The organism is Gilvimarinus sp. 1_MG-2023 (assembly GCF_030548285.1).
This window is the reverse complement of the sequence record NZ_JAUOSC010000004.1, coordinates 167,950-182,229: the sequence shown is the minus strand read 5'-3', so window position 1 is coordinate 182,229 and position 14,280 is coordinate 167,950. Positions and strand designations below refer to the sequence as shown.

The window sequence follows — 14,280 nt, the reverse complement described above, 5'->3', positions numbered from 1 at the left end:
TGACGGACTGACTAAGAATCTTCTAAGGGATGTGGGGCCGGCAGTGTAAATTGCAAGGCAATCCCCCAGAAAGTGTGACAAAGCTTTTACAATCAGGCACTTAGCCCTTGATAGATGCACACTATCTTACACCCTCAAGAAAACCTGTCCTATTAATTTTTTATATGGAGGCCATTGCTTTTAGCGATGCTAAGCCTATGGGGCAAAGCGCGCCACTCACCTAACGACAAGTCGCGCGAACAGCAATTATTCTCAGAGACTATTGACACAGATTCTCATTAACAATATTATCTCTTTAACGTCTACTTTCTAGGGTTTCAGGCTTCATGTACGTTTGTCTCTGCAAAGGTATTACCGACCGCCAAATTCAATCGGCCGTGCACGATGGTGCTCACAGCCTAGGAAAACTGCGCAAATCGTTGGGTGTTGCCAGCCAATGTGGCAAGTGCGCCAGCCTTACCCGCGAAATACTCGATGAAACCCTGCAAGAAATCCCCGAAATTGGCGGTATGCCGCAATTCTACGCCGTTGCTTGATAAAACAAGTCAGCTGCGAAAAGCAATGCAAGCCAATCTCATAATCATTTAAAAGCCCTTTTACATCAAACACTTACGCTTGACAGCCGGGTAATTACGGCCCACACTTACGCCGTTGACAATCCCCCTACGCCGTCTGCGGTAAGGAGTTCCTCATGAAGGGCGATCCTAAAGTTATTGAATTTTTAAATAAAGTACTGGGCAATGAGCTGGTTGCCATTAACCAATATTTTCTCCACGCTCGTATGTATAAAGATTGGGGACTGAAAGAGCTCGCCGATCACGAGTACCACGAGTCCATTGATGAAATGAAACACGCCGATATGCTGGTGGAGCGTATTTTATTTTTGGAAGGCCTGCCTAACCTACAAGACTTGGGCAAGCTTTTAATTGGTGAAAACACCAAAGAAATGCTGGAGTCTGACCTTAAAGTTGAGCTCAAAGCCATTCCCGATTTACGCGATGGTATCGCCTACTGCGAACAAGTGCGCGACTACGTTAGCCGCGACCTGTTAAATCATATTCTCGAATCCGAAGAAGAGCACGTCGACTGGCTGGAAACCCAGCTCAGCCTGATCGAGAATGTGGGCTTGCAAAATTACCTACAATCGCAAATGAGTTCCGGCGAAGAGTAAACCCCCTCGCCTTCACCACGGTGCCAAGCTTACGGCACCGTGAGTGACTCATTTAGCCTTACTGATCAGACCATTCAAACTGCTTAAACGGCTCATCAATGGGCGTATTCGCTAAATGATTGACGTAGTTACTCATCACCTTCTGCGATACCACTAGCACCACTTCCAACACGTTACGCTGGGTAAATCCGGCCTTAAGAAACTCCGCCACTTGCTCGTCGCTAACATTCCCACGCGAACGCACCACCTCAAGGGTAAAGCTACGCAGAGCCTCGAGCTTCTCGGGCAGGGCTTGCTGATTGCGCAGTGCGGTATCGATCGACTCATCGACTTTCATGGAGCGGGCAATACCACTGTGCGCCGGCACACAATAGTGGCACTTGTGCTCCACATTGACCGTCTGCCAAACCACTGTTTTTTCATCATTGTTGAAGCTGGACTCCAACACTAACCGGTGCAAGGTTTGATACCCCTCCAGAAGCCCCGGCGCCTCGGCCATAACGGCGTGCAAATTGGGAATCATGCCAAAACTTTGTTGCGATGCCTCCAGTAATGACTTTGATGCCTCTGGGGCTGACTCTTGAGTATGCAAGGTAAATTGACTCATGGTGTCTCCTTAATTTTGAGTGATCATTCAAGTTAAGGGTCAGCATACCTATACTTGAGCAATCATTCAACTTATAATTGAATGGTTATTCAAGCAATGTGAATCCACTATGCCTAGATCAGCCCTATATAATCGTGAAGACGCCCTGCAAAAAGCGGTCAATTTGTTTTGGCAGCGCGGCTTTTACGCCACCAGCCTAAAAGACATTGAAAGGGCCCTGGATATGCGCCCCGGTAGCCTCTATGCGGCTTTTGGCAACAAACAAGGTTTATTTAATGCAGCCATCGACACTTACGCCGGCGCCACCCAGACCGAGATAAAAGACTTTATCGAACGCGAAGGTCAGGTAATTGTGGGGTTGATGGCGTATTTACGCTGGCTGCTCATCGACACGCCTCATGAGGGGCCTGCCGCCTGCATGGTGGTAAAAACCCTGCTTGAGTCCACAGACAATAGCGATGTTTTACATCAAAAAGCGGTACTGATTCTGCAGCAACTTGAGGCGTATTTTGCCGAGGTTTTACACTTGGCAAAAGCACAAGGGGAGCTGGTAGAAACTGTGGACTGCGAACGTTTAGCGCGCCTGCTGCAAACGCAAATAATGGGGGCACGAGCCTTTGCCCATAGCAATCAAGATCCGCAACAAATTGGCTCGCTGCTTGATGATATTGAAATGATTTTTGCCCCCTATCAAACGGCAAATCATTCGCCCCATTAAAAAAGGCCGGGAAAAACCCCAGCCTTTTTAAGATTGCTTAACTTATCGAGTAAATCATTAATTCATCAGCCCGTAGACACCGACAGAATAGGCCCGCTTGTCGCGCTCACCTTTTAACGCACGCATTTTCAAAGACTCCCCCAAGGATACCGTGTCATCGATATAACGGGTATTACCTGTGCCTTCATCAAAGCTGACGATACCCGCTTCTTGAAAATAGTAGCCAATATAATCACCCTGCTCTACACCAACGCTTACGGGGAAGTTAACCCGGGCAACCCCGGCATCGGTGGCCCGTAAGACTTCACTTTGCCAAATTACTAGCATTTGATCTTGCACCGGACGCATTACCTGCACGGTGAAAGTGCCAGGCTTAACAAAATGCGCACTGACCCCGGTGATAGTGCCATTGGCTGGCATGGGGTTTTCTATATCCACCAATAACAAGGACTGCGAATCTACCTGACTGCGCTGAACTAATTCACCGCCAATATAGTCGAGTAAATCGCTCTGCACCATAAAGTCTTTTAGCTCGTCGATCTCTTTTTGTACAAAGCGGCGCACCTGCCCGCGCAGCTCAGAGGACTCCTGCACCCGCACGGTTTTCTCGGTATCGAGCACCGACATCACTCGCTTAAGGTCATTGATTTGGGTCTGCAGGGTTAACTCTTGGTTTTGCAGCGAGACGATTTTAGAACGCGCCTGATCCAACTCGGACTGCAGCTGTTCATTCTCATCTTGCATTTTTTGTACGTTCGGTTGGGTCTGGCAACCTGTCACAAGTGCAGTCGCAACAAGCATGCCCGCGATCATTTTCTTTGTCATCTCAAGCCTCTTTAGTTGTATTCGAGCCCAACCAGCAGCTCACCCTCTGTCGTTTTGAAGTTGATGTCAGTGTGCCTACACTTATGTAAGTATACCGCTATTCCGCCACCTTGAAGGAAACACTGGCAAGCGGAGCATCCCCTAATTTAAGGTCAACATGATAGGCCCCTTTGCCAAAGCCTGTCACCGGGCGCTCTATGGCAAAAAACTGAACCCCTTGCGTGCCGCTAACGATAACCGGTTTTTGCGCTATTTGCACACTGCGCGAACCATCGGTCAATACGACCTGCACTACATTGGCCTCACCATTGAAATTAGCAAACTCAAAGCCGATATGAATAATTCGGTCCAACGCCAGAGGGTCCCCCTGGGGCTGACTTAAATCAGCCATTGGCTGTGCCGCCACTAACACATTAGAAATACTGGGCAGTTGGGCTTCAACTAACTGATCCAACTGTAAACGCTGAGTTAGCAAGCCCTCACTTTGAGGGAAGCGGTCGCGCGCAATGTCGAGCTGTAGCAATGCTTCATCGAGTGACTCATTTGCCAATAAGCGATCAATACGACTAATCAGCGCTTGCTCCACTCGCAGCATACCTTCGTTGACGGTATCGACCGCCTCTGGAGCTTGCTGCAACAAACGCTGATACGTTTCATAAGCGTTATTGCCGCGCGGTGTAATCAATTGATTGCGCGCTAACAGCTGTTGGGCCTCAGCATTTAAGGCGGCAATACTTTCTTGTCGATTATCCAGCGCCGTTTGTTGCTCGGCCACAGCCGCTTGTAGCGCCAAGAGGTTATCGTGCTTAGGGTTAATTTTTAGACCCCGGGCAATCAGGCGAGCCGCTCCATCTAAATCACCCTCGCGTTGTTTGGCCTCAGCTAACACATGGTAGCGCTCAGCGACTTGCTGCAGTCCTTGCTGAGCCTGCATGTTGCCGGGCTCTTGCGATAGCACTGTCTGGTAAGTCTCCAGCGCATTGGCGCCGGCCGGCGAGCTTAAGGCATCGGCGAGTAGATACTTTTCAGCCTGGGCCAAAAGGCTTGATACTCGTGTCGTTTGACGTAGCTGGCTAATGGCTTCACGGTTGCGACCGTCCTGTTCGGCTTGCTCGAAAGCCTCGGCACTGATAGCCGCCAGCGATTCTGCGGCGGCGATATCTTGACTCTCAACAGCCTGCTCAAACCGCTGCTGCAGAGTTTGGGATAACTCTGCCAACCCCTGCTTACCCGCCTCGGCTTGAGCGGTGTCATCACTGAGGCTCAACTGCCGGTAAAGTGCTGCCAATTCAATCGCAGCCTTGGGGTTAGCCTCCAGCGTCTCACGCAGCTGGGCTGCTGTTTGCAAGGCATCATCAGTTGCCAATGGTTGGACATCGCCATCGTCTTCACTCTGAACAGGGGCTTGATCGATATGCACCGCCTGCGCACTGGCAACTTGTGCAGATTGCTCGTAAAGGGTCGATTCAAGTCCATCACTGATCATGGCCTCGACATCAGCCGGCGCCTCAACCTTCTCACCCGAGGTGGAGATAGCCGCGACCGAAGATTGAGCTAATGAGGTATCACTCGGCGAACCAGACGGGCCACCGACACTCTGCCACGCGAACCAGCCGCCACCCAGCACGGCAGCCAGTACAGCGCCCCCGAGCCAAAATTTGCCTGTGGCAGGGCTTTCACGATTGTCTTCGTGCGCGCGATAGCCGATACCATCATCGCTGCCCACACTAAACAGCTCTCCGGTAGGCAGCTCTTCGTCGTCACGGGTAGCACTGGCCACCTCTTCGGTATTCACCTGGGTATTAGCAATAGCAGCAGACACAACCGTGGCGGCCGACTCGTCGGAGTCATCCACCTTGGGAGTCAGTGCCATTTGCGCTTTTATATGTTCGATGTCTTCGGGCGCAATCGCGTTTAAATCGGCAATCAACTCCGCGCCATTTTGATAGCGTTGATCGGGCTTTTTCGCCAGGCACTTACTGATAATGGGCTGAAAAACCGCCAAATGTTCGGGCAGAGTGGGAACCGGGTCCGACACATGCATTATGCCGACAGCCACAGCCGAGTCGGCATCGAAAGGAACAAAACCGCACACCAACTGAAACAGAACCACGCCAAGCGCGTATAGGTCGCTGCGCGGATCCACTTGGGCGCCTTTGGCCTGCTCGGGACTCATGTAATGCGGGGTGCCCATGGTCGTGCCGGTTTGGGTCATCCCCGAGGCCACATCCGAGGCGCGGGCAATGCCAAAATCCATCAGCACCGCCCGCCCATCCTCGGCGTGAATCATGATGTTCTCTGGCTTTACATCGCGGTGTATGTAGCCTTTGCGACCAGCGTAATCCAGCGCTTTGGCCACATCTTTAATAATGGCCAAGGAGCGCTCTAGTTCAAGATGGTAACGGCTCGCTTTAAGGTCTTCGCCCGGCACGTACTCCATAGACAAATAATGGTTGCCATTGTGCACGCCCACATCGTAAACCGTAACAATATTGGGATGCATCAGTCGCGACACAATACGAGCCTCGCGAATAAAGCGCTCTCCAAAACTGGGGTCTTTGGATAGTTGTGGCGACATCACCTTTAACGCGACTTCGCGCTCAAAGCTTTCCTGAATGGCAAGGTAAACGGTCGCCATGCCGCCCTCACCAAGAGTGTCCACTATTTTATAACCGGGTATTTCCATTCACTGCGCCAATAAAAAAGGACTCAATACAATTGTTTGTCGGCACCCAAAGCATGACCCACTGCGGACTAGGGCTTCAGGGTGCCGGCGTTGCGGCCATCTCAGTGGTCAGGCACTTATAGCCACTTTGCATATTATCCCTGAACAATATAGCTGGTGGCCAGTAATAGCAACCGCTTGCCCCCTCTAAGAGCCGGTTCGGTTGATTCTTCTGCCCTAATGGCGCCGGTAATAGCGTTTTCTCAATTGCTCAAAAGGCCGCCAATTGCTACTATTGCGCCCTTTCTGACCGCCCGAATTAAACGATCCCTCAAGGTTAGTCCGCTGAGTGAGTAAACCCGCCAAGCCTATGCTTTATTGGAGGGGGCTCAACCGTTTAATCCATTAGATTTGGCCCCAACACAAGAGATTCTCTATGACTCAGGACCTTCGCCGTGCACCTTTGACTGAGCTGGCTCAACACGATGCATTTATTCAGCGCCATATTGGCCCGGATAACAGCCAAGCCACCACCATGCTAAACAGCTTGGGACTCGACAGCACCGCCACCCTGATTGAGAAAACCGTACCGGCCAAAATCCTCAATACCGATCCCTTAGCACTGGAGTCGGCCAAATCAGAGGTAGAGGCGCTGGAGGAATTAAAAACCATCGCCAGTAAAAACAAACTGTTCAAAAGCTTTATCGGCATGGGTTATTACGATACTCATGTGCCCAACGTTATTTTGCGCAATGTGCTGGAAAACCCCGGCTGGTACACCGCCTACACGCCCTATCAGCCAGAGATTGCCCAGGGGCGGCTAGAAGGCTTGCTCAACTTCCAACAGATGATTATTGACCTCACCGGTATGGATTTAGCCAACGCCTCCATGCTGGATGAAGGCACAGCCGCGGCTGAAGCCATGGCCATGTGCAAACGACAAAACAAAAAGAATCGCTCCGATGTGTTTTTTGTCGCCGAAGATACTCACCCGCAAACCATCGCCGTCATTAAAACCCGCGCTGAACACTTTGGTTTTGAGGTCGTGGTCGCGGCAGCGGAACAACTGGCAAACACCGAATGTTTTGGCGCCCTACTGCAATACCCAGGCACCACCGGCGAAGTGCGCGATTTAACCGACCTTATCAGCACCGCCCACGAGCAGAAAACTCTGGTGACCGTCGCCTCGGATCTGTTAGCCCTAACACTCTTAAAGTCGCCCGGCGCAATGGGAGCCGATGTCGCTATCGGCACCAATCAGCGCTTTGGTGTGCCCATGGGTTTTGGTGGCCCACACGCCGCTTTCTTTGCTTTTCGCGATGCCTTTAAACGCAGCGCACCGGGCCGGATTATTGGGGTGTCGATAGACTCGCGCGGCAAAACCGCTCTGCGCATGGCCATGCAGACCCGAGAACAACATATTCGCCGCGAGAAGGCCAACTCTAATATTTGTACCTCTCAGGTACTCTTGGCAGTAATGAGCGTGTTCTACGCCATTTACCACGGCCCCGAAGGCTTAAAGCGCATTGCCGAGCGAGTGGCGCGGCTGACAGATATTTTGGCGGAAGGCTTACGCCAGCGCGGTTTTGACAGTGTTCACAGCGACTACTTCGACACCCTTTGCATTAAAGTAGGCGAGTCACAACAAGCGCTCTATCAAACGGCCCTAGCCAACCAAATTAACCTGCGCCTAGTCGGGGAAGACTGCATCGGCATCAGTGTGGACGAAACCACCACACTCCCTCAAATTAGCCAACTACTGAACGTGTTTAGCGCCGGTGATCACGGCCTGAGCCTCAATGCCATTGATGAGCAATTGTGTGCAGGCGATGCGGCCACCGGCCTGCCCGAAGCCCTGCGCCGTAGCGATGCCATACTCACCCACCCGGTGTTTAATCGCTACCACAGCGAAACCGAAATGCTGCGCTACTTAAAACAGCTAGAGAGCAAAGACATCGCCCTGAATCACTCAATGATTCCGCTCGGCTCTTGCACCATGAAACTCAACGCCACCGCCGAGATGATTCCCGTCACCTGGCCCGAGTTTGGCAAACTGCACCCATTTACCCCGATGGAGCAAGCGCAAGGTTACGCGCAAATGTTTGCTCAACTGCAACAAATGCTGGAAGCCTGCACCGGCTACGACGCCGTCAGTTTGCAGCCCAATGCTGGCAGCCAAGGTGAATACGCAGGCTTGGTCGCGATAAAAAAATACTTTGCAAACAAAGGCGAATTTGAACGCGATATTTGTTTAATTCCCGCCTCGGCTCACGGCACCAACCCCGCCTCGGCGCAGATGGTCGGCATGAAAGTAGTGGTGGTCAATTGTGACAGTAAAGGTAACGTCGACCTCGACGACCTCAACGCCAAAATCACCGAGTACACCAGCCGCATCGCGTGCATTATGGTGACCTACCCCTCCACTCACGGCGTCTTTGAAGAAGGCATTACCGAGGTATGCGCCGCCGTGCACAACGTCGGCGGTCAAGTCTATATCGATGGCGCCAATATGAACGCGCTAGTAGGCGTAGCTGCGCCGGGTAAATTTGGCGGCGACGTGTCGCACTTAAACCTGCACAAAACTTTTTGTATTCCCCACGGTGGCGGCGGCCCCGGCATGGGCCCCATCGGCGTGGCAGAACACTTAAAACCGTTTTTACCCGCGCACCCTGTGCAGCCGGTGACCGGCACCGACCTTGCCAACGGCACCATTTCCGCCGCGCCCTGGGGTTCAGCCAGCATCCTCCCTATTAGCTGGATGTACATTAAAATGATGGGCCGCGAAGGCATGGCCCACGCCACCAAAATCGCCATACTTAACGCCAACTATGTCGCTAAAAAACTCGGCGATCACTACCCCATTTTGTACAAAGGCAACGAAGGCTTCGTTGCCCACGAGTGCCTGCTCGATTTGCGCCCCTTAAAAGAAGCCAGCGGCGTTACCGAAGAAGACATCGCCAAACGCTTAATGGACTTCGGCTTTCACGCCCCCACCATGTCATTCCCGGTGCCGGGCACACTGATGATTGAACCCACCGAATCGGAAAGCCAGGAAGAGCTCGACCGTTTTTGTGAGGCCATGATCATCATCCGCAAAGAAATCGCCCAAATTGAAAGTGGCGAAGTCGACTACAACACCAGCGCCCTACACAACGCGCCCCACACCCAAGACGATGTCATGCAAGCAAACTGGGATCGCCCCTACACCCGCGAGCAAGCAGCGCGCCCCGCGCCCTGGCTAAAAGCTCACAAAGTGTGGCCAGCGGTTAACCGGATTGATAATGTGTACGGGGATCGGAATTTGGTTTGTTCTTGTCCGACTGTTGAGGAGTACCGAGACTAAGTTTCGGTCTTTTTTGATTAGTGGCATTCGTTTCTTGGGTGCCATTCGACGTACTACGGCTTACCCTTTAATCTGTTTGCCCTGGGTATAAGCTGCGCTTCGGCGGCATTAAACCAAAACCGGATTGATAATGCGTACGGGGATTGGAATCTGGTTTGTTCTTGTCCGACTGTTGAGGAGTACCGAGACTAAGTTTCGGTACTGGGAGGGACTACTCGGGTTCTACACTTTAAATTTTAAATTCACTCTAGAAGCGAGTGCGCGAGATCTGTTTCAGTTTACGCCTAAAACCGCCTGCCATACTCTGTCGTCTAGGGTACCAATCCCGGCTCCGCTGTCGCTGCGAATTGCCCACCAGTCTCCACCCGGAATCCGGGGTTGAGAGTAATAGACTCGTTGGCGCTAAATGTTACATCTGCGGTCGACGTTACGACGTAGCTCGGGCCTGCTTCTATCGCGCAGGAGGCCTCAGTAACCACTCCGAAAACTGAATCATTTTCCAGAGTGAGAATGTCTTCAGGGGCGCAGGATCAGGCACCACAGTTTCCCTAAAAGCTGCTATATCAAAGCGCGTATTGTTAATTGAGAGCGCATTATCAGCCGAATTGTCATCGGGGTGCGCGATCCCACAGGGCACCCCGGAACAATCAATATCGGGATTGGAAAACAACCCCACCACAGGGCTGACATAGCTCATTACTGTGCCGAATTGACCTGAATCTCCGTGCCCGTAGGAATAGGGAAACACCCCTGAACTGCCTGCGTTAGCACGATCAGGGGTACTGCCCTTGCTGTGATCCAGCTCATGGGGCAGAGTTAATTTGTCACAATATTAATAGTTAAAGTCAATCCTTTTTATATAAATACATTGAGGCTACGGCAAGTGATGCCAGCATTGAACCAATGCATAGGTAAATATTTTTATCACCACTCAGCCAAAGTTACTACATGTACTACTCCAATGATTTCACCTAAGTGTATTAGTTTGATATGTGCTGGACTTCAAACTGACAGCTACCTCCCGGTGGGCAACTATCCCCATTGGAGTATATTTGAACATTCAAATAATAACTCTCACCTGGATTAAATCCACAGGTGAATCTGGACGCACCCGTCACCCACCGCAATTGGGCAGAATTTCCACCCTGCAAACATTCTAAGGAGCTACTTGATGGCAAGCTTGGCCCTCCTGCACACTCTGAAACCCAAACTCTAATATAGGCACCAAATGAAGTTCGTCTGGGGTGAAACAGAACCAAACCAGCCCTGCCAGACTCAACGGGTGCAATAAATTGCTGCGACAGAATAGATTGATCGTTAGGCACATCGATCCCAACAAAATTCGTGTTTTCACCAAAATCAGCTAACACCGAAGGCAATCCAGAGGTAATTGCATTTGAACTACAGGTCTCTGGAGCTGGCGGGACTGCGCCCCCTCCCACACTGGCCACGGAAGAGCTACTGGAGCTGGTACTCATTGGCACGCTCGAATCACTCGATGCTTCAGATGAGCTACTTTCTCCTCCACTGCTCACACTGCCAGAGGAGCTGGTAGACGAACTGCTGGAACTTATACTCGATGATGAGGAGACTGAACTACTGGAACTAGACGAAACCGAAGACATTTCGCCATTTGAGTCACTACCCGCGCTACTATTATTACCAGAACCACCGTTACCTGAGCCGACGGAGCTCGAGCTGCCGCCGCCAGAGGAGTAATTGATGTCGCTAAAAATTTCTGCATCCACCAATTCAACACCATAATAAAAGTAATCGCGAACCTGACCCTCAGGCAACTGTAACAGGTTTGATAAAAATTTAATTACATCTATGATTTCAGAATTAAATGCCAAGTCGATATTAGCATCCATAAAATAATTTGAATCAAATTGACTTCCCCATGGATGAGCCCCACCACTATAATTTACCCCGCTAAACACGCTGACGTCGGGGCCTGCCAACCCAAACAGAAAATTTTGAAAACGGGGGCCCGCAAACAATCCTCCAGTATAATTTTCATAAAACTCAGGCGGATGGAATTGATAACTCGGGGATGCATCGGAAATCGGTGACCACTGACCATTGTCAAAAACCAAGCCAGCAGATGCTCTACCGGCAGAATCAAATCCTAGCTCTATATTCGAATCACCCGAAAAGTCCCCACCCAATCTAAAATTAATCTGATTTTCAAATGCCAACAAGCCGACAACAACAGGAGGTAAACTTACAAATTCTGGAAACAAGTCCTGCGATAACGAAAAATCTGAACCTCCTTCGGTAGTCACTTCAATATTTGTATCAGTGTCAAAAGTTACAAGGCTACGCCATTCAACGTTTCCTACTTGGTCAACAGACACATCAAACTCAAGCTTTGCATCCATTGACAAGCATCCGGAGAGTTTATTTCCCAATCGTAGCGCCACGATATAAGAGCGCTGAGTACCGCACTGATTGATTAGTTTTTCAGGAGCATTCGAAGCTTTGTAAATGCCAGCACCCTTTCCCATACTTGTTGCTGATATTCCCCCCAAATCCAATGGAAACGCCCCTTCCGCCTCCAATGAAGAAAACACCTCCGACAAGCCCGCAGCTTCCACCTGTAGCTCGGTATTACCATTAACCTCGTCAACGTGTATCACCTTTGAAAAAATCGAGGGAAACTCTGGATCATCTGACGGCACTAGTAATATGTCATCCACCGTAAAATCTGCCACCAACCCGTCGAACTTAATTTTACTAGGTGTAGAAACTAGAATACTCTCATAGAATTCTTCGACACTATTTCGAGTGACAACAAACACATTTGGATTAATGGAAGCAGAGAATTTATTCTCTTGATTAATACTCGCCACTAGTGCTGCGGCATTATCCGAAGCCTGACTACTTCCAGTGTCATTACTTGCAACAACTACAAAAAAGTAAACAACACCGTCTTCAAGGTTATTCACCGTATAACTATTGCCAGTTACCGAATCATTTACAAGGATCGCATCAGACAGATTTTCAATCTTCGAATCAAGCTTGTAAATGGCGTACGAATCTGCCCTCTGAGCCTTTTGCCATTTTAAGAAGGCTTGTCCTGAATTTGTAGTAACACTTACATTTTGAGGTTTCTCTGGAGCTAGAGCAACTGAAGAGCCCGACTGGCCTCCACTTGAAGAAGAACTCCCGCCTCCACAAGAGCATACCCCCAACAACATGAGCATCATTAGAACAAACGTATTCAGTTTTAAATTCATAGAAATCCCTTATCAGGCAGAAGCTTAGTTTATAAATACTCCAATTTAACACCAATAAAAGCATAGCAAATGACCAACCAAGCTTGAACCAGTTCACGGTAATTTAGATAATTTTAACGCCAATGGTAACTGTCAAAGATGACAGGCTCCCTTACGGCAAAACTGGTTATATTTTAACCAGTTTTATTGGTTCAACCATAAACGGTATAAATTACAGGGCATCACTGATGAGAATAGCGCCGCACGATGTGTAGCGGCAGAGTCAGTCATATCACTTAATATGAGGCAGTAGGATCTATACAGTGGGTACCGCCGTTAAGTTCAAAATCGGCAAAGGGCGGTTCATCGCAGCACTATTTGGGGACATACAACAACTAAACGATAATTTAACCATCACCGTCTCTATTTCCCTATACTGGTAAAACATACCAATAACCCCAAAGGACACACATGCTAACCAAACTGGGCTGGAAGCTGCTTTTGTTGAGCCGGGCGCTGTGGATGCGCACCTTGGCGTTTGCGATTTTGGCGGTGGTGACGGCGCTGATGGCGATTGCGTTAAAAGGCGTTATTCCCGCCTCGATAGCAGGGTTTATTGGCGCGGAGGCGGTGGATAAAATTCTGTCGATTCTTGCATCCAGTATGCTGGCGGTGACGACCTTTTCCCTTAGTGTGATGGTATCTGCCCACGGGGCGGCGGCGAATAATTTAACACCCCGCGCCACCCGCCTGATGATGGAGGACGCCACCACCCTCAACGCGCTGGCGACTTTTGTGGGCTCGTTTGTGTTTTCTCTGGTTGGGATCATTGCACTGAGTACAGGCTTGTATGGCGAGCAGGGGCGCGTGGTGTTGTTTATTGTCACCATCGCGGTAGTGGTGCTGATTGTCGGCACCATTTTACTTTGGATTAATCATTTGGCCCGCCTAAGCCGGGTAAGTGAGATTGCCGAGCGCGTAGAAGATGCCGCCAGTGCTGCCATTGTACGGCGCGGCAAGCACCCCTGGCTGGATGCCAATCGCCTAGATACCTTGGATGATATCCCCTCTGGCAGCTACTCCATTACGGCCAGTGGCATTGGTTATATTCAGCATATTGATATTCAGGCATTAAACCATTGGGCCACAGAGAACGACGCCAAGTTATATGTCACCTGCCTTCCTGGCAGCTTTGTTCACCCCAGCCGCGCCATTTTGTACTGCAGCCAAAAGTGCGACGAGCAGGCATGTCAGACACTGCAAAATGCCATCACTTTGGGTGATACCCGCTCGTTTGATCAAGACCCACGCTTTGGATTGCTGGTAATGGCCGAGATTGCTTCGCGCGCACTGAGCCCCGGCATTAACGACCCAGGCACTGCAATTGAGATCTTAGGGCGCGGGGTACGTCTGATAAGTCAGTGGCAAGTCACACCGGACGATATCAGCGATTTCGATATCCCCTACCCCAATGTATGGGTGTCACGAATTGAGATTGAAGAATTGTTTGTCGATTTTTTCTCGCCCATTACACGGGACGGAGCGGCTTTTATTGAGGTACAAATACGCCTGCAAAAATCTTTGGCAGCACTCAGTGCCGTGGACGGAAACTTTCACGCACCGGCGTTGCAAATGGCGCAGACCGCACTGGCTCGGGCCGAGCAATCTCTCACCTTTGCCCCCGAGCTTGCCAGTCTTAAAGAAGTGCACCAACGGCTATTTTCTTAAACAAA

General features: G+C 50.4%; 10 protein-coding genes. 5 read left to right on the top strand and 5 right to left on the bottom strand.

The genetic code is table 11. The features are described 5' to 3' along the window. Positions 1 to 326: 326 nt before the first annotated feature. A complete protein-coding gene (locus Q4563_RS07630; RefSeq protein WP_215975416.1) occupies positions 327 to 536 on the top strand; it encodes a bacterioferritin-associated ferredoxin in 210 nt (69 codons plus the stop codon). Between the two features lie 155 nt (positions 537 to 691). Beyond that, on the top strand, positions 692 to 1,171 hold the full coding sequence (gene bfr, locus Q4563_RS07625; RefSeq protein WP_215975415.1) for a bacterioferritin: 480 nt from the start codon (positions 692 to 694) through the stop codon (positions 1,169 to 1,171). A 58-nt stretch (positions 1,172 to 1,229) separates the two neighbouring features. Here the strand turns inward: bfr and Q4563_RS07620 are convergent, their stop codons facing one another. After that, positions 1,230 to 1,778 carry a carboxymuconolactone decarboxylase family protein gene (locus Q4563_RS07620; protein ID WP_215975414.1) on the bottom strand — a complete coding sequence of 183 codons (549 nt, stop codon included), beginning with the start codon at positions 1,776 to 1,778 and terminating at the stop codon, positions 1,230 to 1,232. 109 nt (positions 1,779 to 1,887) lie between these two features. On the opposite strand from Q4563_RS07620, the gene Q4563_RS07615 reads away from it, so the two are divergent. After that, positions 1,888 to 2,496 carry a TetR/AcrR family transcriptional regulator gene (locus tag Q4563_RS07615; RefSeq protein WP_215975413.1) on the top strand — a complete coding sequence of 203 codons (609 nt, stop codon included), beginning with the start codon at positions 1,888 to 1,890 and terminating at the stop codon, positions 2,494 to 2,496. 57 nt (positions 2,497 to 2,553) lie between these two features. Here the strand turns inward: Q4563_RS07615 and Q4563_RS07610 are convergent, their stop codons facing one another. Next, the gene (locus Q4563_RS07610; RefSeq protein WP_215975412.1) at positions 2,554 to 3,321 is read right to left on the bottom strand and encodes a hypothetical protein; all 768 of its coding nucleotides are present in this window, start codon (positions 3,319 to 3,321) and stop codon (positions 2,554 to 2,556) included. 97 nt (positions 3,322 to 3,418) lie between these two features. Next, a complete protein-coding gene (locus tag Q4563_RS07605) occupies positions 3,419 to 6,007 on the bottom strand; it encodes a protein kinase domain-containing protein (RefSeq protein WP_303604137.1) in 2,589 nt (862 codons plus the stop codon). 415 nt (positions 6,008 to 6,422) lie between these two features. Between Q4563_RS07605 and gcvP the strand changes: the two genes are divergently transcribed. Beyond that, complete coding sequence (gene gcvP / locus Q4563_RS07600; RefSeq protein ID WP_303604136.1) at positions 6,423 to 9,329, top strand: aminomethyl-transferring glycine dehydrogenase; 2,907 nt, start codon at positions 6,423 to 6,425, stop codon at positions 9,327 to 9,329. A gap of 311 nt (positions 9,330 to 9,640) precedes the next feature. On the opposite strand, the gene Q4563_RS23615 is transcribed toward gcvP, so the two are convergent. Both Q4563_RS23615 and Q4563_RS07595 read right to left on the bottom strand, forming a co-directional pair. Beyond that, the gene (locus Q4563_RS23615) at positions 9,641 to 9,808 is read right to left on the bottom strand and encodes a 3-coathanger stack domain-containing protein (protein ID WP_442903741.1); all 168 of its coding nucleotides are present in this window, start codon (positions 9,806 to 9,808) and stop codon (positions 9,641 to 9,643) included. A 501-nt stretch (positions 9,809 to 10,309) separates the two neighbouring features. Beyond that, positions 10,310 to 12,568 carry a fibronectin type III domain-containing protein gene (locus Q4563_RS07595; RefSeq protein WP_303604135.1) on the bottom strand — a complete coding sequence of 753 codons (2,259 nt, stop codon included), beginning with the start codon at positions 12,566 to 12,568 and terminating at the stop codon, positions 10,310 to 10,312. Positions 12,569 to 13,018: 450 nt separating this feature from the next. Here Q4563_RS07595 and Q4563_RS07590 point away from each other — a divergent pair, with 450 nt between their 5' ends. Continuing rightward, complete coding sequence (locus Q4563_RS07590; protein ID WP_303604134.1) at positions 13,019 to 14,275, top strand: DUF2254 domain-containing protein; 1,257 nt, start codon at positions 13,019 to 13,021, stop codon at positions 14,273 to 14,275. The last annotated feature ends 5 nt before the right edge of the window (positions 14,276 to 14,280 follow it).